Here is a 21,973-nt window from a genome sequence, read left to right as displayed (position 1 = left end):
CGGACTCATAATCCGTCGGCCGTGGGTTCGAGTCCCACCCGCCCCACTGCGAGCCGCAGGTGAAGAAACGATCTCACCTGCGGCTTTGTCGTTTCCGGGGTCTGTCGTGCCATCAGGCGAGCCGAGCTCAAGCCTTTGCCTGGGAACGACCTGGGAACCAGAGTCCCCCGGCCGGCCCACATCGCGACGTCGGCGCGGCACGAGCGCCGCTGCCTTCGCGGCCGCGTCCCGCCCGACTCCACCGAGCAGGTGCGAGTACAGGTCCGTGGTGATCGTCACCGTGGAGTGCCCGAGGCGCTTCGACACGATCGCCATGTCGACCCCGGCGGCGAGCATCAGCGAAGCCTGCCCGTGCCGCAGGTCGTGCAGCCGCACTCGACGCAGTCGCCGGCGCTCCCCGTCGGGCAGGTGCGCGTCGTCCTCGAACCGGGCGGCGTCGATCAGCCCACCGAAGAGCTTGGAGACGTGATCCGGGCGCAGGGCGTCGCCGTTGTCATGGGTGAACACGAGCCCGTGGTCCCGGTACGCCGACTTCCACTTGCGGCGCTCCTCCTCCTGCCGCAGCTTGTGACTCAGGAGCGCACCGACGGCCAGCTCGTCGAGATCGATGATCCGATCCTCGCCGCTCGCCGTCTTGGGGCGGGAGAACATCAGACCGATGTGTCCCCTTTCGCAATACGGGCACGCCGCGGGCGGCATGTCCCGCTTCTTGAGCCCGGATACCTGCACGATCTGCTGCCGCACGACGATCACCCGCCGGGCGAGGTCGACGTCGTCCCACCGGAGCCCGCACGCTTCGCCGCGGCGCAGGCCCGTTCCGGCGATCACCTCGAAGAGGGCGCCGAGGCGGTGCGTGCCGATGTGGTCGAGGAAGGCGCCGAGCTCGGCCGGCTCCCACGGGATGACCTTGGGGCGCTGAGAGGTCGGCAGCTCGACGTTCTTCGCCATGTTGAACTGACGTTGACCCGCGAGATACGGCTGCTCGCTCGCGTGGCCGAGGGCTCAGAGACGTCGATGCTCGGCCGAACTGTCGTGGCGCTTGCCAAGGAGGCAGTTCGGGAGGGCGCCGCATGAACGCTCACAACCGTTCCCAGCGCGTTCCCAACCCCCTCGCGACCTGCGCCGATGATGCCCGTAGCGGATACCAAATCCGTCGGTTCGATGGCTCGGATCGGGCGCGACCGGGCCGTTCGACGCTCCGGCCCGATGGATCGGTGATCGTGCCACCCGCACTGGCGAGTGAGGTCGTCCTCATCCTCTCGGGTCACCTTGACGCACGGGTGCGTACGGATGGGGGCGAGCTCTCCACCGAAGCGCGGCGCCTCCTTGTCGCACTACAAGTCGGCGCCGATCACGCGACCGCGGAGCCCGTATGCCCCGCCGCTACCGGAAGCGCCTCGGCGGACCTTGGCACGGTCGAGGTGACCGTGACCGTGACCGAGGCGGCGGCGCTCATGGAGTGTTCGCCGCGCTGGATTCGGTCCCTGATCGAAGCCGGGCGCCTGCCCGCCCGGCGGGCCGGCGAGCGTCTCTGGCTCGTCGACCGAGCAGCTCTCGACCACTACCGCCAAGGAGGAACCGCCCTATGACCACCGCCGACGTCGACCGCTCCCAGTGGGAGGACACCACGCCTGACGAACGCAAGATCCCTTGGAAGAAGATCACGGCCCCGGAAACCCGGTCGGGCCCCGTCAGTACGCACCCCGTCATGGCAGACCGGGGCTTCGTCCACACCGCGCCGTGGTGGGTTGACGGCATTCTCTACACGGACAACGCCCGCTGGTTCGGGCACGTCCGCGAGCAGGCGTAGCAGAGCGGGCAGCAGATCCTCGTCGAGGAAGCCCCGGACGGTGCGCCGGCCGAGCACCGCGCCCAAGTCGAGGCCATGCGCCGATACGCCGAGCTGCACACCCTGCGCCCGGCCCGCCCCCTGCCGCGCGACGAGCAGGGGCAGCCCCTGCTCGTCCGCTTCTACTGACCAGCCCCCGCTGCCGAAGGACCCCACACCATGACCAGCCTCACCGGCCCGAGCATCATCGACGCACAGCTCGCCCTCGCCAAGGTACGTCGAGCCCGCGAGACGGACCTCACCGGACTACGCCGCCGCCTCGACGACGCGATCGGCCAGGCCCGAACATTCCGTGACCCAGACCTTACCGACGAGGCGAACGCCCGCCGCCGGATGGAACTGGAGCGCGCTGCCCGCGAGCAGGCCGCCGTCGAACTGGACGGCATCGAGCACGCGACCAACACGGCGGCCGAGCAGATCCGCACGTACGCCGAACGCACCTCGACGCCGACCTTGCGCGACGCAACCGAGCAACTCCTCGCCGAGACCCGCCAGGGGCGTGCGTGGGACCGCGCCCGCGCCCTGCTCGACTCAGGCCGTAGCTCTGCCGATGTGATCGGCTCGGCAGACGTTGACACCCTGCGCGCTCTGCGCGTAGAGCTCCCGTCGTACCTCGCTGCCAGGAGATCCAAGCCCGAAGGCCTGGCCAGCCTCGACTGGACCGAAGCGGACCCGGACCCTGTGCTGCGCACCATCGACCGGGCTCTCGCCGACCGCCTGCCCCAAGACCAGGGTGCGGCCCTGCGCATCAGTCTCGACCTTGACCAGGCCGAGCCCGGACTGCGAGAAACCGTCGCAGGTCTGCGGCGCCGGGTCGACGGCTCAGCCGACGACAGCGACGTCCTACGCAGCGCCATTGCTGCCAGGTTCGCTGATCAAGCAGCAGCTACCCACTGACCTTCGAGTGGAGATACAGGTGCAGCCTCGACCGAAGGGGCGCATGACCAAGCGGGATGTTCAACTCCGCCAGTACCATCAGCAGTTCTGCTAGGTGGCTGGAGGAGTGAATGTCGACACTGGTCCGATTCCCTGCGTACCGCCATTACGACGAGATGCGTCGAGGAATTAACGACAGCGTCATGGGGCTTTTGGCGGGGGCTGGTCTTGCTTCGCATCTCCTCAACCCCATGGTTCACGCCAACGTTCCACTGGCCATGATTTTCCCGGACATTGACCAAATCTCTCGATTTGACCTTTCCATTGACAAGGCGCGAGAGGTCCTGGGTGATTCGGGTCAGCATGTCGCTAGGATGGCAATCCCGTACACCTTGGCTCTGCATGAGGATTACATGAAGCGGTGCCTTGAGCTACTGGTGGCCGATGGGAAAGTGAGTGCCAGCCAGGCAAATAGCACCTCGGCCAGTAAGATGCATGAACTTCTGGAGCGGGCATGCCCTGGATCATTCCCGAGAGATAGCCTCTCTCAGTTTCACGTGCTGCGAGAGATGCGGAACTGCCTGATTCATAGAGCCGGAAAGGTCGATGGCCGATTTGTCGCTACGGTTGCGACTTGGAATTCAGGTGCGGAAGCTGGATGGGTGAAGCAGGTTGGTCACTCGCCGCGCCGACTTAGCAATGGATCGCATCTTCAGCTGAGTGTTGGTGAAGTGGTGATGGCCTTCGCGGTGTCGAAATTGATGGCGCGCAGTGCGAATCAGATGCTGCTCGGCAGCGTGAATATGTCAACATGGGTTGACGTAGTAATTCGAGATCTTCAGGAGTTTGGTCCCGGAGTGCCGGCAAATAAAGATGAGCGTTTGAGGAAGCTGCAAGGATATGCCCGGCATCTTTATGCCCCCTTGGGGTTGAGTGAACCCGAATTGCTGAGCGGGCTGTCGAGGGCGGGGTACTAGCACCTCGGAGGGTGTTAAATAAGGGGGGTCACCCGATGGGTGACCCCCCTTGGAAAAGGTGGGCTCTAGTAGTTGAGCTACAGCGCGAAGCTGCCAGGACTTCCACCTGGATCTCCAGCCTTCTGTGGAGCCTCTGGTTGCGAACCAGTAGGACTTGAATCCGACTCCCACGTCTTGCGGTGTCAAACTCTACCACAACGTGATGCAGGGTCAGAATCCTTACTGGCGAACTGTGTTCGGTAGGCCAACCACGCTTGGCTAGCGCTGACAAGGGGTCCGCGATGGGGTGCGGGATCTGACTGGGCTCGGCGTGACCAGACTGAACACACTGCGCGTGCGAAAGTGGTGACCGCTTCCGGAGCGGCGGCGCGGAAGGCGGGCAGCCCCTGTGCAAGTGCCTCGGCGTGGTCCGGGGTGTGGCCCGCATGGATGAGTCGTGGAATCGCGAACGCCGCATCGGCCCATGGTGGGCCGGGGCAGGCGAGGGCCCAATCAAGCACTCGAACTCCGCTGGGAGTGGCCAGCATGTTCAGCGGCGACACGTCGGAGTGGACGAGGGCACTGCCTTCGAGATCGGGGCAGCGGTCGTCAGGGAAGAACCCGGCCCAGCGGATGTGCAGCGGCTTCTTGCGCACCTGCTCCGGCCACGGGGCCTCGGACATCGTGGCGAGTGTGTCGAGGAAGGGGCCGAGGTCGGGTGAGCCGGGGCTGAGATCTGGGTGGGGGCCGACGAGGTGCTCGTACCCGGTGAGCAGCCAGCCGCCGGCATCGACCTGCCAGAGCACGCTGGGGGCGAGCGGTGCGACGCGGGTCACGCGCGCTTCATAGTCGGACATCCACGCTGCGGGCTCGTCGCTGCGGGTGCCTTTGACGAAGACGGGCCCGGTGGCGGTGTGGAGGGTGCAGGCGAGGCGGGCCATCACGCCGGTCTCTGCGGTCTCGGCGTGATCGACGGGGCCGGTGTAGGCCTCGACGGCGCTACGGGCCTCGGGCGGGAGCTCAAGCCATGCGGTGCGGTCCACCCGCGTACTCCTCGTGCAGAACGGAAGCCGGTCCCCGGCTCGGCCACAGAGTGGCACAGGCCGAGGACCGGCCGCAGGCGGTACGTCAGGCGTACTTGGGGCTGTTGTGGCAGTTGGCGTGGCACTGCGAGCAGTCGGCGAGGTCCAGCTCGGGCCAGAACTCCATGTCGATCAGGAATCCGGCCGCGACGATCGCGTCGACCGTCCGGGCGCGCAGGGCCTTGCCCCCGCCGTGTTCCTCCTTGTCGAGGAACCCGGGCTGGTGGTGGACGAACTTGCCGATCGTCCCCGAGCAGAAGTCCTGGTACGCCTGCGTGTGCAGCAGGAAGGCGTGCCAGAAGTCGTCGACCAGCGGCGACGGGCTGAGCGGGGTGTCGCTGTACGCGCCGGCCGTGAGGAAGGCGATCATCTGGCCGACGCCGCGGTCGGCCTTGTCCTCGGTCAGCTCGGGGAACTTGGCCTGCATGTTGGAAACGAGCGCCGCGCGCAGCTTGGCGCCGATCAGATTCCGCGCGTCGGTCGCGGGACGCTCCTGGAGTACGGTCACGGTCCTTGCCTCCTTGGTCAGTGGTGACTGGACGTGCTGTGAAGCGCCTCGGCCGGCACGACGGGGGGCGGTGCCGACCGAGGCGCGCCCCGCCCGCCCGGGATCTGTAGGGTCATCCGAGCGGACGGGGAGATCAGAGCGCCGGGAATCCGGCGTCAGGGATGGCGATTGCCGACGGTGCGTCGCGGTGGCCAAGCTCACCGGCGGTCAGGGTGGGGAGCGCAGCGAATCCTGCGGCGGTGCCAAGCACCCATATCCAGCTCAGGACGCGGCCCACCGGATCGCCGGACGTGGCCCCGCGCTGCACAGCGTGGCGCGCGGTCATGCTGCGTTCCCCTGTCCCTGCTCGCGCTCGGAGATGAGTCGCTCGAACTGGATCGCGTACAACTCGACCTGGTCCGGCGTGAGGACGAGCAGGGACTCGGCCGTACCGCCGTCGTCGTAGTGGACCAGGACCGGCAGCGCGCCCTGCTGGGCCCGCTGGTCGTACACGGCGTCGCGTCGCAGCGGGGTCACGTGCGTGGCCTGTGCCGGGACGGGGCGCAGGGTTGTTCCGTCGGCCGGCGCCGACCACTCGTCGCCACCGCCCGGCGGACGCAAGTGATAGGTGCTGGCGCCCACTCTGGGCAGCGTCACGACGACGCCGATCCGGCCGTCCTTGGCGGTATCGCGGGCGAGGTCGCCGAGTCGCGGGTAGAACGGTCCGGTCGTCCCTAACTCGCCACCCTGTGAAGGGAGATGGGGTGTTGGTCGTCCTGTCATGCCCCAGAAGTTAGGGGCGCGGCAGGGGCTCAATATGAATCGGAGGAATACCGCCCTCATCCGTCCAGGTGGAAGCGGTCTGACATGCGGCGCAGCTTCTCGCGGGTGCTGATCCGCTCGGCGTAGACGATGCCTCGGAGGGTCGACCGAGCGATCGGGTGGTTCCGTACGAGCTGGGGGGCGATCCGCTCTGCGGTCTCCAGTTCGGCGAGCGCGCGGTCGCGGTTGCCATCCCACAGCCACGCGCGGGCAAGGTCCATGTGGTGATGGCCCTGACGGGAGTTGGGGAGCGCGGCAACGAGCTCGGGCGCGGTGCGTCGGTTTATGGCGAGGGCCTTGGTCTGCTCGCCGGTCTCCAGGGCGACGCTGATCGCATGGATCTGTACGTTGCCGGGGGAGAAGGTGACCGAGTGCCGATCGTAGATAGGTGGGTTGTGGCTGCCTGCCATCCGGCGGGCAGCGTCGCGAGCGTGGTTGATCCGCTCGTCAGCCTCGGACGGTCGGCCGGCACGGGCGGCGGCGACGGCGGCGCGCAGGTGGAGCGTGCCCCACATCCGCAGGGCGAGCGGATCACCGAGCTCGTACTCGCGCTGCACGCTGGCGATGGCCTTGTCGGACAGGGTGAGCGAGTCATCCCAATCGGCCGTGGCCCACATGTCCCAGACGCGCATCCAGTCGGCGAGCGCGGGCATGACGGGGTCGGCTGAGAGGCGTCCCGCCCAGGCGGCGCGCTCGGCTGCCATGGCGACGAGCTCAGGGTGCCCGAGGGCGTGCGCGGCGGTGTGGGCGAACTTGCACGCCACGGCGTAGATCCCGAACGCTTCCTCGCGCTCGTGGCCGGTCGCTGCTTCGGCCAGGGCGCGGGCCTCGCGCAGGAGGTCGGGGAGCGTCGCGAGGATCGCCGTGTTAGCTGCGGCGTCGCGGAGACGGTGCAGCCGGGTCATGTCCCGCCACAGCTCAGCGGACGCGCGCGGAGCGCCGTCGAAGATCGGCGCGAGGTCGTAGCGGCGCAGCTCGCGCAGGATGGACGCCGCCGAGACCTGCCACTGATTCTCGGCGGGACTACTCGCGTACGGCCGGCCGATCAGGTCATTGGGATGCACGTGCAGCTCGGCGGCGACAAGGTTCAGTAGCCCGACCCGGTCCAGCTCGATCAGGCCGCGCTCCATCTTGGACACCCAGCCCTGTGTCTTCCCCAGGGCAGCAGCGAGGTCGGCCTGCGGCATCCCAAGCCGCAGCCGTGCCCGCCGTACGCGACGGCCGATCTCCTCGGCTTCCTCCAACACCACTGCACCCCCTGTACCTCAGCGCCTCGGCGCTGGCTCTTTAGGCTCGTGTACGAGAAATGTACCCATCGGGGGAAGCTGCCGTCTGGCGAGTTCCCCTGGGGAGATGTGCCGAAAGGCCAGCCTTGGCGCTGCCCCTGTCGTATGCTCGTGGCGTCGCTGGTAGAGCAAACCAGCGAAAGAAGCAGATGCAACGGCCTGCATGACTGGGGCCACTTGCGCGGCGGTCGCAGAGACAGTTCTCTGAGGCAGTTAGGTGTGCTTGGCCGGCCCTTGCACAGGTGACACGCCCTTCCGCGGCACGAGCTGCGGGGTCTGTAACGCCCACCCGAAGCGAAGGAACGCCCGCACAACCGAATAGTTTCTGAGTCGTTGTGCCGGCACGAACTCAGTCCATGACCACCGAACTGGTGGCCGGACTGAGCGTGCCCTTGCACAGTCCGGCCCTTCTTGAAAGGACGGACGATGGCCCCTGAGGCGCTCCCGATCTTGGTGTTAGCCCTGATTCTTATTCCTTGTGCCGCCTGGTGGGCACAGAGGCTGAAGGCTATGCGCGTGAGGTGTCGTGCAGCCTGGCTACGGGCGAAGATGCACGCCCGTTCCTACGAGCTCGTAACAGGATCTTGATGAGATGCTCTGGTCAGCCGTGACTGGTGTGAGGATTCGGCTGTTCGTGGTGGTGTGAGTACTCGGCCGTGGATCGTGGATGACGACTTGTGGGCACGTATCGAGCCGCTGCTGCCGCCCTGGCCGTTGAGGTCACCGGGGCCTCGGCCGGTGGCTGACCGGCTGTGTCTGCAAGGCATCCTGTATGTGCGGTGCAATGACATCGCCTGGCAACTCCTGCCGTCTGAGCTGGGGTTCGGCTCGGGGCAGACCTGCTGTCGCAGGCTGGAGCGCTGGCAGCAGGCCGGGGTCTTCGACCAGCTGCACCGCCTCCTTCTTGCCGAGCTGAACGCGGCCGGCCGCCTTGACTGGTCCCGGGCGTGCGTGGATGGCTCCCACATCCACGCGAAAAAGGGGGCGCCGACACCGGTCCGTCGCCGGTCGACCGGCGGAAGACGGGTAGCAAACACCATCTGATCTGCGACGGACGCGGCACTCCGCTCAAGGTCATCACAACCGCGGCGAACGTCAACGACGTCACCCAGACCCTCGACCTGGTCGACGGCATCCCACCGGTGGCAGGTCGTCCCGGCCGGCCCCCCCCACAGGCCCGAGGCCCTGCTCGGAGACAAGGGCTACGACTCCAACCCGAACCGCGATGAGCTGCGCAAACGCCGGATCCCGCCCGTCACCTCCCGCAAAGGAGCCCCGAACATCAAGGGCATGGGCAAGCTCCGCTACGTCGTCGAGCAGACCTTCGCCCTGCTCCACCAGTTCAAACGACTCACTGTCCGCTGGGAACACCGCACCGAACTCCACGACGCCTTCGTCTCCCTCGCCTGCAGCCTCATCTGCTGGCGACGACTCAACAAGCCCGACTCATGATCCTGTTACGAGCTCTACGAGCCTCCGGCGTCAGTCCCGATGACGAGACGGACATGCTGCGCCGGGTCTGGACGCAGCTACTGATGGCCCGGATCAACCGCTCGCTGACGGACCTGGCCGCCACGACCCTGCATGATGTGCCCGGCGGTGTTCCCCCGGCTATGTACCACGCCCTGAGCGCCGCGCAGGTCCTTCTGTCCGCCAGCGCGCAGCCCCCTGGTCAAGGCCCAGAAGGTGAACTCGTGGACACGCGGGCGGCTCTCCGACAAGCACGCGCCGAACTCCAGAGGAGCCTCCGGCGCGTCGAAGACGCCCAGAACCTGCTCCGTGACCTCGGCATCGCCCCCTGAGCCATCCTTGGCGGCGCACCGCGCCGAGACGACGCCCGCCCCCACGGCACAGCACCCGCCCGGAATCTTACGTATGTCCCATCAGGGAGAAGTGATCCGTGTTCTCGTCTCTCGGTTAAATCCCCGCCTGTCGATAACGGGAAAGTGCAATGTTCTTGAAATCCAGAATTGCCCATAATGTGAATTGCGTTCGGGGCCGATTTGGGGTTTATCAAATCAACGGCTGATCTTGGTTGTTGAGGTTCAGTGGCTGGTGGTGGGGGTGATGCGGCCTTCGGAGGCGATCTAGAAGGCGTTCAGGGGTGCCTTCCAACGCATCGTCCAGCGGCGCCGGCCCTTGCCGGTCGGGTCGAGGCTCATCAGCGCCATGTAGACGCACTTCAGTGCGGCATTCTCCGACGGGAAGTGGCCGCGGGCTCGCACGGCCTTGCGGATGCGGGCGTTCACGCTCTCGATCGCGTTCGTCGAGCAGATCACCTTGCGGATCTCGACGTCGAAGGAGAGGAAGGGCACCATTTCAGCCCAGGCATCGGACCACATCTTGATCACGGCCGGATACTTGGTGCCCCACTTCTCGGAGAACTCCAGGAAGCGTTCGGTCGCGGCGGCCTTGCTCGGCGCCGTGTAGACAGGGCGGAGGTCCTTGGCGACCTTGTCCCAGTCCTGGCGGGCGACGTAGCGGATGCTGTTGCGGATCAAGTGAACGATTCAAGTCTGAACGACAGTTCGAGACCAGACCGTCTCGACCGCGTCGGGCAAGCCCTTGAGTCCGTCGCAGACGAGCGTCAGGACGTCCTCGACGCCGCGGTTGCGGAGCTCGGTGAAGACCTGGAGCCAGTGCTTGGCGCCCTCACCGCCGTCGCCCGCCCAGATCCCGAGGATCTCGCGGGTGCCCTCGACGGTCACGGCCATGGCGAGGTAAATGGGGCGGTTGGCGACCTGGCCGTCGCGGATCTTCACGTTGATGGCGTCCACGAAGACCACCGGATAGACGCGGTCGAGGGGACGCGACTGCCATTCGGCCATGCCCTCCATCACCTTGTCCGTGATCGTGGTGATGGTCTGCTTGGACACGCTCGCCCCGTAGACCTCGGCCAGGTGGGCCGATATCTCCCCGTGCGTGAGGCCCTTCGCGGACAGCGAGAGCACCATCTCGTCGATGCCCGTCAGACGTCGCTGACGCTTCTTCACGATCTGCGGCTCGAAGGTCCCGGCGGTGTCACGGGGCACCTTCACCTCGACCGGACCGACGTCGGTCAACACCGTCTTCGACCGGGTCCCGTTACGGCTGTTGCCGCTGTTGCGTCCCGTCGCGTCGTGCTTGTCATAGCCGACGTGATCGGTGATCTCGCCTTCCAGGGCGGACTCCAGCACCCGCTTGGCCAGCTGCTGCAGCAGCCCGCCCTCCCCGGTCAGCTGCAGCCCGTCGGTACCGGCACGGTCGACCAGCATCGCGATCAACTGCTCGTCCGACACCGCCTCCGCAGCCGACTCGACGGCCATCTCTTCCACGGCCTCGTGCTCGGCGATGGTCTCACTCATCAGGCGCCTCCTTGATCATCGGATCCGCCGTCTACTGGACACTCCCGGCCCCTCTCCAGACGGGCAGTCCGAAGATCACCCCACCCGCCACCGACAACGTGACAGCGCCCAGATGAGGGATTCACAGCAGGTTTCCTGGGGTTACGTGCCGTGGCAAGACGCCCCCGGAGACGTCGACAGGGGCAGACTGTGGCGTCGGTCTTCTGCAGTTCCTGCTCATTTTTGACCGGACGGTGCTCTCTGCACCGGCGGGTGCGGTGCAGGGACGCAGATGGGACCGGACGGACCTGCTCTCCAGGGCGGATCTTTCGGGCCATTCCCGTTTCCTGTGACAGACGGGGCAGCAAGGGCCCGGGCCGTCCGAGAGACGGGAACTCCCAGACGGTACTCCGCTACGCGGCGGCCTGTCCGACTGCCGACCCGCAGGAGATGCCCTCGTTGTGTTCCGTGAAGAAAGGAAGGCCCGAATGACGACCTTCGAGCTCTACACGATTCCCCCGGAAATGTCGGGCTGGGAAGTCCCAGCCTGCGGGCCGTCCCGCTTCAGTTGGGAGTACGACGACAGCCGTGCGCAGCTCCTGAAGCTCTACAGCCGTGGCAAGGCCAAGCAATGGGATGCGGCAGACCGTATTGACTGGGATCTGGAATTGGACCGAGATGACTTGTTGTGCCTGCCGGAAGAGATGCAGACGCTGTACGGCACTCCCATGTGGGACAAGATGAATAAGCGGGAGCGGCGTGAGCTGAGCCGTCACAGTACGGCCTGGCAGTTTAGCCAGTTTCTGCATGGGGAGCAGGGGGCACTGATCTGCAGTGCGCGCATCGTTGAGACCGCACCGGACATGGACTCCAAGTTTTTCGCCGCCACCCAGGTCATGGACGAGGCCCGGCACGCGGAGGCATACGCCCGTTTCCTCAAGGAGAAGGTGGGACTCTACTACCCGATCAATCTGCAACTCAGGGCTTTGCTGGACGACACTTTGAGTGACAGTCGATGGGACATGCCGTATCTGGGCATGCAGGTTCTCATTGAGGGGCTGGGGCTGGCCGCTTTCGGTCTGCTGCGTGACAGCACCCCCTTGGCATTGCCTCAGCAGATCCTATCCTATGTGATGGAGGACGAGGCGCGGCATGTGGCCTTCGGGAGGATCGCGCTACGCGATCTCTACAGTCAGCTGACGTCGGCGGAGCGGGCGGAACGCGAGGAATTCGTCATCCAGGGCTGCTGGCTGATGCGTGACCGGCTGCGGGGTGATGAGATCTGGGAACGCTTCGGGCTGCCTGCCAAGGAGACTCTGCAGGCCGTGGAGCGTTCCGAATACCTGCAGAGTTTCCGGCAGCTCCTTTTTACGCGCATCGTGCCCTGTGTCAGGGACATCGGCTTGTGGAGTCCCACGGTGCGCGACACCTTTGCTGCCATGGGGGTGTCCAACCTGGAGGACGGGAACCTGGATGCCCTCCTGCACGACGACGAGGACAAGGCCAGGCGCCTCGACCGGCAAAGACGCTGGGCCGCGGAGGAAGCAGTCCGGGCCCGCGAGGTCGAACAGACCATTCTCCTCGCCGCTTCGGACACCGGGTCCAAGGCGAATCCGTAGAGCACAGAGCGCAGGGACGGCTCCTCTTCAGCCCCAGCAGCCGCCGAAAGCCCGGTTGCCAGTGTTCCCGGGACACCGCATATCGCCCCATATCGCAGGTAGCCCACAGCCCGCACTCTGGTCCTTTTGCTGCACCTGCGGGGTGTGACGCGGGCTGTGACGGCACGCATCAAGCCCCCCCACTTGCGCCACCGGACGTCTTCGCTCCGGGCGATGAGAAAGCGAGCACCCATGAGTATTGCCATGACAGGAGCCACAGGCTTTCTGGGAAGCAGGCTTCTGCCCGCTCTGCTCCAGCAACACGACACGGTCCGAGTACTGGCCCGCGGTGTGCCCTCGGAAACCCTGGACAGAATCCACCGCGCCCTGGTGGCCGACCGTCAGCCCTCACATGTCCTGGCCCTTGCCTCTGCCCGGGTCGAAGCGGTGGATGCGGACATCGAACATGAGGACTTGGGGCTGTCGCCACAGGACATCCTTCGGATCACCGACGGCCTCGAAGCGGTCTGGCACTGCGCTGCCGCCACCTCGCTGAACGCTGTGCCCCAAGCCGCGACCCTCGTGAATGTCGCAGGTACCCTTAACATCCTGCGGCTGGCGACTGCTGCCCCCAGCGCGGTCTTCCACCACATCAGTACTGCTTTCGTCGCGGGACGCCAGCGTGAGGGAATCGTGAGAGAAGAGGCCCCTGCGCCGGCAGCTGGCTTCGAGAACCCCTACGAGGAATCCAAGAGCCAGGCCGAATCGCTGGTCCATGAGTGGGCCAGGCGGCGAGGACGCAAGGCCGTCATCTTTCGTCCCAGCATTCTGGTCAGCGACCGTCCTGGTCTGGCCCAAGGCCCCAAGAACCCCGTACGTGTCATGGCCGAGTCGTTTCGCACCCGACATGGACGGGAGGAGCGGACCCTGTTGCGCATCCCGGGACTGCCGCACGCCCACCTCAATCTCATTCCTGTCGAACGTGCAGCCGAACTGATGACAGCTCTCGCCTCGAAGGCCGTGACCCCGCCGGGACACACCGAAACCTTCCACATCACCCATCCCTGGGAGGTGTCGTACCGGACGATGCTGGAGCTGCTGGAAAGCCTCCACCCCGTTCGGTTCGAGTTCGTGGAGACCAAACCCCTGGTACCGACACCTGCCGAGTACCTCGTCTACCAGGTCATGCGCGGCTATCTCCCCTACGCCTTCCACCAGCGCCAATACGATCGCAGCAAGATCCAAAATGCCGGACTAGACCGACCTGCCGATCTCCCTGTGACTTTGACCTACCTGCAAAACGGAATGCCGGCCACCGATCGGGACCCTTTCGCCTTCCGCCCGGGGCAGGGCTGATTCATAGTCCTGGATGTGGGGAGAATCGGCAGGTCACAGCCGTGTGGCGGACCTTCAGCTCGGGCACGCCGGACGCAACGAAGCTCCGATGATCAAGGAGACCTACCAAGTCACCCGATCACCGGAGCTCCGATGTGCCGCCAGTCTGCCACCGTCTGTTTGATCAAGTCGCCCTCGCGTGAACACCGTGAGCTTCCCGGCACGGCGGCGCGGCTGGCCGCTCTGCCGGATCCACGCGCCCGGCGGGGTCGGCGCCATAGCCTCGTCTCGGTGTTACTGACCGCCGCGTGCGCGGTGCTGGCCGGCGCTCGCTCTTATCTCGCGATCGGGCAGGGGGCTCGCCACGCACCGCAGGACACCCTCTCCCGCCTGGGGTTTCATCCACGCGGCCCCCTCGGGCTCCGTCGCGCGGCCTCTGTGTCGACTGTGCGCCGGGTGCTGGTCGGGGTAGGTCCCGGCGGCCTCGCCGACCTCCTCGGACACAGCCTGGCCGGCGCTGAATCAGTCGCGGTGGACGGCAAGGCCGCCCGCGGTTCACGCACCGATGTGGCTCCGGCCGCCCACCTCCTGTCCGCCATCACGGCCGCGGGCCGCACCGTCAGCCAGCTGAGGGTGCCAGACAAAACCAATGAAATAACCGCGTTCACCTCGCTGTTGAACCCCTTCGACCTGACCGGCACCGTGGTCACCGCCGACGCTCTCCACACCCAGCGCGAGCACGCGAAATGGCTGGTCGAGGCCAAGAACGCGCACTACCTCCTGGTGGTCAAGGGCAACCAGCCCAGACTCCACGCCGCGGTCAGATCCCTGCCCTGGAAGGAGGTGACCGCCCGTCGCTACGACCGAGAGGCCGGACACAGCCGACGCGAGACCCGCTCGATACGCACGCTGACCGTCACCGATCTCAGCCTGGACTTTCCCCACGTCGTCCAGGCAGTGAAAATCCTGCGGCACCGCACCGACCTGAAGACCGGCAAAGTCAGCCGCCAGACCGTCCATGCCATCACCGACATGACCTGCGGACGCGAGGCATCACCGCAGCTCATCGGCCATATCGCCAGAGCCCAATGGGGCATCGAAGCCATCCATCACATCAGGGACACCACGTTCGCGGAGGACGCCTCCAAGATCCGCACCGGACACGGACCCGAGAACATGGCCACCCTCCGCAACCTCGCGATCAACACCCTCCGAGACGCCGGCCACCACAACATCGCCGCCGGACTCCGAGAAGTTTCCTACACACCCTTCACCCGCCCCCTCGACCTCCTCGGACTACCCCTGACCTGCAACGGAACATGACCAACCGGACTATGAATCAGCCCTGACCCCCGACCCGTGCGTGATCGCGGACGACATCTGGGCCAAACTGTTAATGAGTGGCCAACGTGGAACAAGCTGGTTGCGTGAGCAGAAATTTTGTGTCACAGTCCCTAATAAGGGTGTGGACTTCATGGGCAAGGTTAGGGTCTGTCTAGTAGACATCCCACGCGCTTAACTCGTCAAGCGGCTGCCGCTGCAAGGCCCACTGTGGGCTGGTTGGGGAAGGCTTTCAGCTACTCGTAGGGCTCGCCGTGCTGGAGGCAGTAGAAGAGCATCCCGAGGAAGCGGTTGAAAAGGTTGCGCTGGGCGGCGACGTGGCGGTCACCTGCCTCTTTGCGGCGGTCGTAGTGGGCTCTGGCACCGGTGGAAGCGGTCAGGGAGGCGAAGGCCCACACGTAGCCGGCGGCGGCCAAGCGCTGGTTCTTGACTCGGCGGGCCATCACCGAACAGCTTTGTCGCTTGTGACTGGTGCACTGCCGGCATAGGCCTTCATCGATCCCGCAGTCGCGAAACGGGATCGGTCGTCGCCGATCTCGGCCAGAACTCGCGCCCCAGTTAGCGATCCGAGACCCGGAAAGCTTGAGATGAGCGGGGCGTCAGGATGCTTCTCGAAGGCCTCCCCTCGTGGCAGCGCCGAGCTCCTCTACGTTCGCGCAGGCCGCCTCCAGCTGACGCACCAGGGCCACGGTCTGCTGGCCGAAGGCCTCCCCAACCTGCATCGGGTGGTGGAGGTAATCGCGTCGGAGGAACTCATGGAGCCGGTTGGCCTCGGATTCGATACCGCGCTGGCGTCCAGCCTGCTTGAGTAGCGACTGCAGCCGCCGACGCGTCAGACCGGCCGCCGCTTTCGGCGTCGGAGCCAGGATGGTTCGGGCCTCGGGCGAGCAGATGCCCTCGCGTTTTTCAGCGAATGCAGCAAGGATCGCGGGATAGAACTCGCGCAGCTGCGAGCGAAGCTTGTTGTGCGCCTGGACCCGATCCCAGACCGCGTCCTGCTGGGCTCGTGCCAGCACCGCGATCGCCTGAGCCAGCTCGGAGTCCTGCGGCAAAGGCCGGTGGGCGGCCATGTCGGTACGGAGGATGTTCGCCAGCGCGGCAGCGTCGATGGCGTCTGACTTTTTCCTCGCGACCGAGTATCGATCTCGGTAGCGGGCCACCGCGAGCGGATTGATCGCGAACACCGGGCGTCCTGTCGCACGAAGACAGGCGACCAGCAGCCCTCGGGACGTCTCAATCGCGACTGGGATTGGATGATCCTTGCTGTCACCGTGCTCTGTTAATAGGGCTGTGAGCTGTGTGAATCCTGCAGCATCGTCGCTGATTCGCAGCTTACTGACTTCAGCTCGTTGGGGTGAATCTTTGCGAAGTCCCTGATGGGTGGGGGTGGGTGGCTGTATCCGTGGTGTGTGAAATATGCGGATGGGGGTGGGTTGACTCCTGCGGGACGTCGGCGTCGGGAGACGGTACGGATGCAGGCGGCCGAGCTGTTCGAGCAGGAAGTGCAAGCCGTCGGAAGTCGCACGGCGGCTGCGGGTGAGCGTGAAGTCGGCTTATCAGTGGCACCAGGTGTGGCGGGACGGGGGTGTGCAGGCACTGGCATCTCGCGGTCCGAGCGGATCACGTTGCCGCTTGTCCCCGCGGTGTCTGGTGAAGCTGGCCGGGTATCTGGAGCAGGGTCCGGCCGCGCACGGCTGGGTGGAGGACCAGGTGTGGACTGCATCAAGGGTCGCCACGCTGATCGGCAGGAAGTTGCACGTCTCCTACAGCGTCTCGGGTGCTACTCGGTTGGTGCACCGGCTCGGCTTCAGCCCGCAGGTCTGAGGTGACCCCTGCGGTGTGGACACACCTGGCAATGGATCTTGGTGATCCTGGAGGGTGTAGATCCACGTGGTAAGGCCCTCGGAGTACAGTGCGGAGTTCCAGTCCGACGCGATCGCGTTGTGGCGGGCCTCGGCTGGCAGGCGGACGTATCGGGACGTGGCGGCTGATCTGAACGTCAGGTGAGGTGCCCCGAAGTTTCCGGACAAGGACCCAATAGGGTTGTCCTGTCAAGGAAACGAGGAGCACGAAGTGGCGCCGCCCAGTAAGTACACCCCGGAGTTCCGCGAGGAAGCTGTCCAGATCGCACTCCGGTCCAGCAAGACCATCTCTGAGACGGCTCGCGATATTGAAGTGAATTCGGAGACGCTCCGGGGCTGGGTGAAGAAGTACCAGAAGCAGAACGAACCAGCGGCTGGCACGTCGTTGACGCTCGATGAGCGGGCGCGTTTGAAGGAACAGGACCGGCGTATCCGTGATCTGGAGATGGAGAACGCCTTTCTAAAAAAAGCCGCAGCGTACTTCGCGAGGGATCCCCGGTAGCGAGAAAGTGCGAGTTCATCGAGGTGATGCGGCTCGACACCACGGAGTACGCATATTCTGTTGAGTTCATGTGTGAACGGCTCGCGGTGTCAAAGTCCGGCTACTACGAATGGCGAGACCGTCCAGATTCCGCGACAGCCCGGCGGCGCGAGGAATTCAAACTTCTCATCAAGAAGGCATTCAATATGTCGGACGACACCTACGGATACCGGCGCGTCCACGCCCAGCTCGCCCGATGGGGTCATGCCCCTGGCCTGGAGCTGGTCCGCCTGCTGATGCGTGAACTGGGCTTGACGCCCTGCCAGCCCAAGCCGAAGCGGGTCTCGCTCACCCAGGCCGCGGCTGGTGACGTCCCCGACCTCGTCGGCCTGAACTTCACCGCCGACGCCCCCGGAGAAAAACTTGTCGGCGACGTAACCTATGTCAAAACCGGAGAAGGGTGGCTTTATCTCGCAACGGTCATTGGCTGCTGCGCCAAGGAAGTCATCGGTTACGCGATGGACGACCACTACCAAACCCCTCTCATATCGCGCGCCATCCACAACGCGGCACGGAACAGAAAGCTCACCGACGGTGTAATATTCCACTCCGATCGCGGATCGAATTACATGTCCGCTGAGTTCGCGGCAACTCTGAATCGGTTCGGACTCCGCCGATCATCCGGACGCACCGGCGTATTCTGGGATAACGCTATGGCGGAATCGTTCTTCGACACTCTGAAGAACGAGCGGGTTTCCCGCGTGACGTATCTGACCCGAGAGGACGCCCAGCGGGACATCACCCGATACATCGAAATCTGGTAAAATCACAAAGGCCTCCACTCGGCTATCGGCCATCGGCCATTATGGGAAGCCCACGCCGAATATTCGGAGTTGCGCATAACCGCATGAAACAGATGGTCAGATCACTGTCCGGAAAACTCGAGGCCCGTCAAGATCCTGCGCCGGGCAGCCGCCTATTTCGCCCGGGAGATGAAGTGAAGACCCCCGCTTGGGGCTTCGTCTCCGCTCACGCTGAGAAGTTCGGCATCAAGCGGATAGGCCGGGTGCTGGAGGTCTCCCGCTCCGGCTACTACCGGTGGATCGTGGGCGCCGAGGCGCGGGCCGAGCGGCGGGCCGCTGATGACGCCCTGGTCGCCGAGATCCGCGAGATCCACGCCGAACACCGTGGGAACTACGGCGCGCTGCGCATCCATGCCGAACTGCGCGGCTTCGGCCACACCGTCAACCGCAAACGCGTCGCGTGTCTGATGCGTAAGCACCACATCGTCGGCCGCCACCTGCGCAAGAAGAAGCGGACCACGATCGCAGACCGGCTTGCGCCGCCGCTGGCGGATCTGGTCCAGCGGGACTTCACTGCTGGGGCTCTGGATGAGAAGTGGTGCGGCGACATTACATACGTACAGGTCGGCGCCGTGTGGCTCTACCTCGCCTGCGTCATCGACATTCGCTCGCGCCGAGTGCTCGGTTACTCGATAGCCTCGCGTATGAGGGCCGAACTCGTCATCGACGCGCTTCAGGCCGCGGTCGCAGCCCGTGGCGGTGACGTATCCGGGGTGATCTTCCACGCGGACAGGGGCTCGCAATACACGTCGTCCGCGTTCGCGCAGGTCTGCGACCGGTACGGCATCCGCAGGAGCATGGGCAAGGTCGGCTCGAGCTACGACAACGCCCTCGCCGAGAGTTTCTGGCAGGGGCTGAAGAGGGAGACGAAGCACCAGAGGCCGTTCTCGACGATGCTGCAGGCAAGGCTGGAGATCTTCCAGTGGCTCACCTACTACAACGCCCGCCGACGCCACAGCGCGCTGGGCTACCTCTCCCCGATGGAGTTCGAACAACAGCACCACACGACAGGTAAACTCCAACTCGCAGCATGACCCCTGTGTCCACACTCCGGGGGTCACCTCAGGTCCCCGCTCGGCGGGTCGCCGAGCGTGACGAGCAGGCCGTCACCGTGTGGAAGGAGGCGACCTGGGCGGAGGTAAAAGGGCGAGGGCGGACTGCGGGGGTTACGTCTGCTTCGAGGACGAAGCCGGGTTCACCCATAGGCCGCCCCGGGGACGGACCTGGGGCCGACGCGGAGTGACTCCGGTCGTCACCATCAGCGGCCGGCGTTCGGGACGGCTGTCGGTGGCCGGGCTGATCGCGATGCGTCCGGGTTCGAGGACCCGACTGTGTCACCGCCGGCGGAGCCACCCTGCGGGCAAAGGCGCACGTCGCAGCATGGGCGAACGGGACTTCATCGCGTTGATCGACGGAGTCCATCAGCTGGTCAGGGCACCGATCGTGCTGGTCTGGGACCGATTGAACACCCACGTCTCGCGCAGAATGCGGGAACTCGTCGCCGAACGGGAGTGGCTGACGGTGTTCCTGCTGCCCGCCTACTCACCAGACCTCAACCCAGTCGAGTGGGTATGGGCCCACGTCAAATGCAGCCTCGCCAACCTCGCCGTCATGGCCCTCGACCGCCTCGAAGCACTCGTCCGCAACCGCTTCAAACGCCTTCAATACCGGCCCCACACCCTCGACGGCTTCATAGCCGGCACCGGCCTCACCCTCGACACACCAACGTCACCCTGCCAAGCCGAAGTCAGTATCTGTGCGCGCCCCAAGGCGAACGCCTTGGGGTCCTCAGTGAGGTATGCCTTTCTGTCCCGGCGTTCCATCACGTAGGGGAAGGGTGCGCGCCCGGCGATCCAGCGGCCCTGTTCCCGCCGCTCCGCGTGCGCCGCCGTGACACGGTCCTGGATCATCTCCCGCTCCCACTGAGCGAGGGCAGCCAGGATGGTAGCCACAAGGCAACCGCCGGGCGTGGACGTGTTGAGGGCCCCGTCAGCCGTTGCCAGGGCAACGCCGTGTTCCTCGGACCACGTGACCAGCTTCAGGAACTCCGACACGGAGCGTGCGAAGCGGTCCAGCTTCCACGCGATCACGACGCGGGGGCGGTCCACGAGGTAGTCCGAGGTCGCCTCGATCACCACCAGGGTGACTTCGGCGGCGAGCAGGTGGTCGAGCAGGGCCAGGACCGCGTTCGTCGTCGAACTCCAGGTCGTGGTCTCGGTGGTGAACGATCCCAGCCGTTTCGTACTGGGGGTCCGGACGCATACCTTGGCGTCCTTCTTGCTGATGTCCAGGCCGGCGCACCATTCGTGCAGTACGTCCACGCTCCTGCTCCCTCCCGATCGGTATGCCGTTCCGGGAGGGCCAGGGTGAATCAGGAATTCTGACGCACGTGCTCACAGCAACACTCCACGGTTCCCGTGGACGGCCCCCAGCCGGCCCCCAGCACCACGCTGACCTGCGAGCTCACAGGCATCACAGGGCAATCGGTTTCGGCCGGAACGAACCCCACCACCATCCCGGACCGGCAACAGACCCCGTCAGAGCGGACAGAAGCACCCTCGGCGCGCGCCACGGGATTTACCACGCCCCCCGGCGCGCACCGAAGGTGCGCTGGATCGCTGACCTGTATGGACCAGGGCCGCATGTTACCCGATCGCTGAGGACAAAATTGGCGTGTTCCAATTCTGAGACCAATGCCCACGCCGCATGGCGCAGGGGAGATTTCCTATTCCTGACATACCACCACACTTACTGGATGAATTAGTTTTGCATTTTTCAAAAGGAGATGATTAAGATGTCAACATATGTTGTCCGCCCAGGAGATACCTTAACTAAAATAGGCAGGCTCCTAAAGATCGATTGGAAATCGATCGCGCACCTAAACGACTTATCGGACCCCTACCCTCTCTTACCCGGTCAGATATTGGAAATCCCCGATCTGTCGGGGAGTAGGTCGCGCAATGGCGAGGAAGAGCCTGCCCATGATTACAGTCGTACCGTTCACGGAGGAAAGACCGTCAACACACGCACCGCTGTGATGCTGCGGAATGCCGAAGCCCTGGTCAAAACGCACTTTACCCTGGCCCAGGGCAGCTACAACCGCGGAGTGGCCGCCAGCGCCGGAACCCATGACGGCGGAGGCGTTATCGACATCAGCCTTGGAGCGTGGGACAATAAGCAGACCACCGCAATCGTGCAGGCTCTGCGCCGAACTGGCTTCGCCGCTTGGGAGCGCACCGTCGCGCAGGGGTTTAGTAGTCGGCACATCCACGCCTGCGCTATCGGAGATCGCGAAATGATGCCTGTGGCCAGGCATCAAGTCACCGCGTACTTCAACTACCGCGATGGTCTGGCACGCAACCGAGAAGACACCACGCCCCACCCTTTTCCTGCCTGGTCTGAAAAATATCGCTAGGGAAGGGACATTTTCAGACTCCACTTCGGGTCACGGTGTCATTGAGCCTGAACTGCGGGGTTTCCTGCCAGTGGGAGGCATCGTCGCAGTTCCGCGGGGCGCCAGATAGGCAATCAAAGAGTTTCGACTCAATATTCCGCGTTTCGGAACTATCTGACCATGCCGGCTCGCGCCCACTCCGGGCGGCTTCCGCATGTGCGATAGATGCGACTACTGGCCTTGAAGTCGTCTTGTCGTAGAGCTCGTAACAGGATCATGAGTCGGGCTTGTTGAGTCGTCGCCAGCAGATGAGGCTGCAGGCAAGGGAGACGAAGGCGTCGTGGAGTTCGGTGCGGTGTTCCCAGCGGACGGCGAGTCGTTTGAACTGGTGGAGCAGGGCGAAGGTCTGCTCGACGAC

The 21,973-nt window shown here is 65.0% G+C and carries 19 protein-coding genes and 5 pseudogenes; 15 read left to right on the top strand and 9 right to left on the bottom strand.

Features of this window, described 5'->3' with window-relative positions; translation table 11 throughout:
• On the bottom strand, window positions 1–948 hold a 948-nt coding region (locus tag ACIQWR_RS40600), incomplete at its 3' end, for a site-specific integrase (protein WP_404020938.1).
• Window positions 949–1,070: 122 nt separating this feature from the next.
• On the opposite strand from ACIQWR_RS40600, the gene ACIQWR_RS40595 reads away from it, so the two are divergent.
• The 4 genes from ACIQWR_RS40595 (at window position 1,071) to ACIQWR_RS40580 (ending at window position 3,702) form a co-directional block, all read left to right on the top strand.
• Entirely contained in the window at window positions 1,071–1,589 is a 519-nt protein-coding gene (locus ACIQWR_RS40595; protein ID WP_404020935.1) for a helix-turn-helix domain-containing protein, read from the top strand.
• Window positions 1,586–1,810 carry a hypothetical protein gene (locus ACIQWR_RS40590; RefSeq protein ID WP_404020932.1) on the top strand — a complete coding sequence of 75 codons (225 nt, stop codon included), beginning with the start codon at window positions 1,586–1,588 and terminating at the stop codon, window positions 1,808–1,810. The genes ACIQWR_RS40595 and ACIQWR_RS40590 overlap by 4 nt, the downstream gene beginning before the upstream one ends.
• A 198-nt stretch (window positions 1,811–2,008) precedes the next feature.
• Entirely contained in the window at window positions 2,009–2,746 is a 738-nt protein-coding gene (locus ACIQWR_RS40585) for a hypothetical protein (RefSeq protein ID WP_404020929.1), read from the top strand.
• Between the two features lie 110 nt (window positions 2,747–2,856).
• Window positions 2,857–3,702 carry a hypothetical protein gene (locus ACIQWR_RS40580; protein ID WP_404020927.1) on the top strand — a complete coding sequence of 282 codons (846 nt, stop codon included), beginning with the start codon at window positions 2,857–2,859 and terminating at the stop codon, window positions 3,700–3,702.
• A gap of 182 nt (window positions 3,703–3,884) precedes the next feature.
• Here ACIQWR_RS40580 and ACIQWR_RS40575 read toward each other — a convergent pair whose 3' ends face one another.
• The 4 genes from ACIQWR_RS40575 to ACIQWR_RS40560 form a co-directional block, all read right to left on the bottom strand.
• Window positions 3,885–4,724 carry a phosphotransferase gene (locus tag ACIQWR_RS40575; RefSeq protein WP_404020924.1) on the bottom strand — a complete coding sequence of 280 codons (840 nt, stop codon included), beginning with the start codon at window positions 4,722–4,724 and terminating at the stop codon, window positions 3,885–3,887.
• Between the two features lie 85 nt (window positions 4,725–4,809).
• Entirely contained in the window at window positions 4,810–5,271 is a 462-nt protein-coding gene (locus tag ACIQWR_RS40570; protein WP_404020921.1) for a glycine-rich domain-containing protein, read from the bottom strand.
• A gap of 321 nt (window positions 5,272–5,592) precedes the next feature.
• Window positions 5,593–6,033, bottom strand: coding sequence for a hypothetical protein (locus ACIQWR_RS40565; protein ID WP_404020918.1), 441 nt, complete (start codon window positions 6,031–6,033; stop codon window positions 5,593–5,595).
• A gap of 56 nt (window positions 6,034–6,089) precedes the next feature.
• Window positions 6,090–7,319, bottom strand: a complete 1,230-nt coding sequence (locus ACIQWR_RS40560; RefSeq protein ID WP_404020915.1) for a helix-turn-helix domain-containing protein — start codon at window positions 7,317–7,319, stop codon at window positions 6,090–6,092.
• 699 nt (window positions 7,320–8,018) lie between these two features.
• On the opposite strand from ACIQWR_RS40560, the pseudogene ACIQWR_RS40555 reads away from it, so the two are divergent.
• Both ACIQWR_RS40555 and ACIQWR_RS40550 read left to right on the top strand, forming a co-directional pair.
• Window positions 8,019–8,810, top strand: a pseudogene (locus ACIQWR_RS40555) (IS5 family transposase).
• A complete protein-coding gene (locus ACIQWR_RS40550) occupies window positions 8,807–9,160 on the top strand; it encodes a hypothetical protein (protein ID WP_404020912.1) in 354 nt (117 codons plus the stop codon). Before ACIQWR_RS40555 ends, ACIQWR_RS40550 begins: the two are co-directional and overlap by 4 nt.
• A gap of 285 nt (window positions 9,161–9,445) precedes the next feature.
• Here the strand turns inward: ACIQWR_RS40550 and ACIQWR_RS40545 are convergent.
• A pseudogene (locus ACIQWR_RS40545) lies at window positions 9,446–10,663 on the bottom strand (IS256 family transposase).
• 506 nt (window positions 10,664–11,169) lie between these two features.
• On the opposite strand from ACIQWR_RS40545, the gene ACIQWR_RS40540 reads away from it, so the two are divergent.
• The 3 genes from ACIQWR_RS40540 (at window position 11,170) to ACIQWR_RS40530 (ending at window position 14,937) form a co-directional block, all read left to right on the top strand.
• Entirely contained in the window at window positions 11,170–12,300 is a 1,131-nt protein-coding gene (locus ACIQWR_RS40540) for a ferritin-like domain-containing protein (RefSeq protein WP_404020909.1), read from the top strand.
• A gap of 231 nt (window positions 12,301–12,531) precedes the next feature.
• A complete protein-coding gene (locus ACIQWR_RS40535; protein ID WP_404020906.1) occupies window positions 12,532–13,635 on the top strand; it encodes an SDR family oxidoreductase in 1,104 nt (367 codons plus the stop codon).
• A 132-nt stretch (window positions 13,636–13,767) separates the two neighbouring features.
• Window positions 13,768–14,937 carry an ISAs1 family transposase gene (locus ACIQWR_RS40530; RefSeq protein WP_404020903.1) on the top strand — a complete coding sequence of 390 codons (1,170 nt, stop codon included), beginning with the start codon at window positions 13,768–13,770 and terminating at the stop codon, window positions 14,935–14,937.
• A 254-nt stretch (window positions 14,938–15,191) separates the two neighbouring features.
• Here the strand turns inward: ACIQWR_RS40530 and ACIQWR_RS40525 are convergent.
• Window positions 15,192–16,295 (bottom strand): annotated as a pseudogene (locus ACIQWR_RS40525) (IS110 family transposase); the annotation flags it as partial.
• Window positions 16,296–16,605: 310 nt separating this feature from the next.
• On the opposite strand from ACIQWR_RS40525, the gene ACIQWR_RS40520 reads away from it, so the two are divergent.
• The 5 genes and pseudogenes from ACIQWR_RS40520 to ACIQWR_RS40500 form a co-directional block, all read left to right on the top strand.
• Window positions 16,606–16,779: a winged helix-turn-helix domain-containing protein gene (locus ACIQWR_RS40520; protein ID WP_404020901.1), complete on the top strand. Its 174-nt coding sequence runs from the start codon at window positions 16,606–16,608 to the stop codon at window positions 16,777–16,779.
• Between the two features lie 249 nt (window positions 16,780–17,028).
• A complete protein-coding gene (locus ACIQWR_RS40515; RefSeq protein WP_404020898.1) occupies window positions 17,029–17,319 on the top strand; it encodes a transposase in 291 nt (96 codons plus the stop codon).
• A 17-nt stretch (window positions 17,320–17,336) separates the two neighbouring features.
• Window positions 17,337–18,122, top strand: a complete 786-nt coding sequence (locus tag ACIQWR_RS40510) for an IS3 family transposase (protein WP_404020944.1) — start codon at window positions 17,337–17,339, stop codon at window positions 18,120–18,122.
• Window positions 18,123–18,163: 41 nt separating this feature from the next.
• Complete coding sequence (locus ACIQWR_RS40505; RefSeq protein WP_404020895.1) at window positions 18,164–19,195, top strand: IS3 family transposase; 1,032 nt, start codon at window positions 18,164–18,166, stop codon at window positions 19,193–19,195.
• Between the two features lie 79 nt (window positions 19,196–19,274).
• Window positions 19,275–19,895, top strand: a pseudogene (locus ACIQWR_RS40500) (transposase); the annotation flags it as partial.
• On the opposite strand, the gene ACIQWR_RS40495 reads toward ACIQWR_RS40500, so the two are convergent.
• On the bottom strand, window positions 19,823–20,251 hold the full coding sequence (locus ACIQWR_RS40495; protein ID WP_404020941.1) for a recombinase family protein: 429 nt from the start codon (window positions 20,249–20,251) through the stop codon (window positions 19,823–19,825). The pseudogene ACIQWR_RS40500 and the gene ACIQWR_RS40495 sit on opposite strands and share 73 nt — an antisense overlap.
• 21 nt (window positions 20,252–20,272) lie before the next feature.
• A pseudogene (locus ACIQWR_RS40490) lies at window positions 20,273–20,482 on the bottom strand (IS110 family transposase); the annotation flags it as partial.
• Between the two features lie 464 nt (window positions 20,483–20,946).
• Between ACIQWR_RS40490 and ACIQWR_RS40485 the strand changes: the two are divergent.
• Window positions 20,947–21,576, top strand: coding sequence for a LysM peptidoglycan-binding domain-containing protein (locus tag ACIQWR_RS40485; RefSeq protein WP_404020893.1), 630 nt, complete (start codon window positions 20,947–20,949; stop codon window positions 21,574–21,576).
• Window positions 21,577–21,973 lie beyond the last annotated feature (397 nt).

The organism is Streptomyces sp. NPDC098789 (assembly GCF_044759975.1).
Lineage (GTDB): Bacteria > Actinomycetota > Actinomycetes > Streptomycetales > Streptomycetaceae > Streptomyces.
The sequence above is the reverse complement of the archived record's forward strand: the minus strand, read 5'-3'. Positions and strand labels throughout refer to the sequence as shown.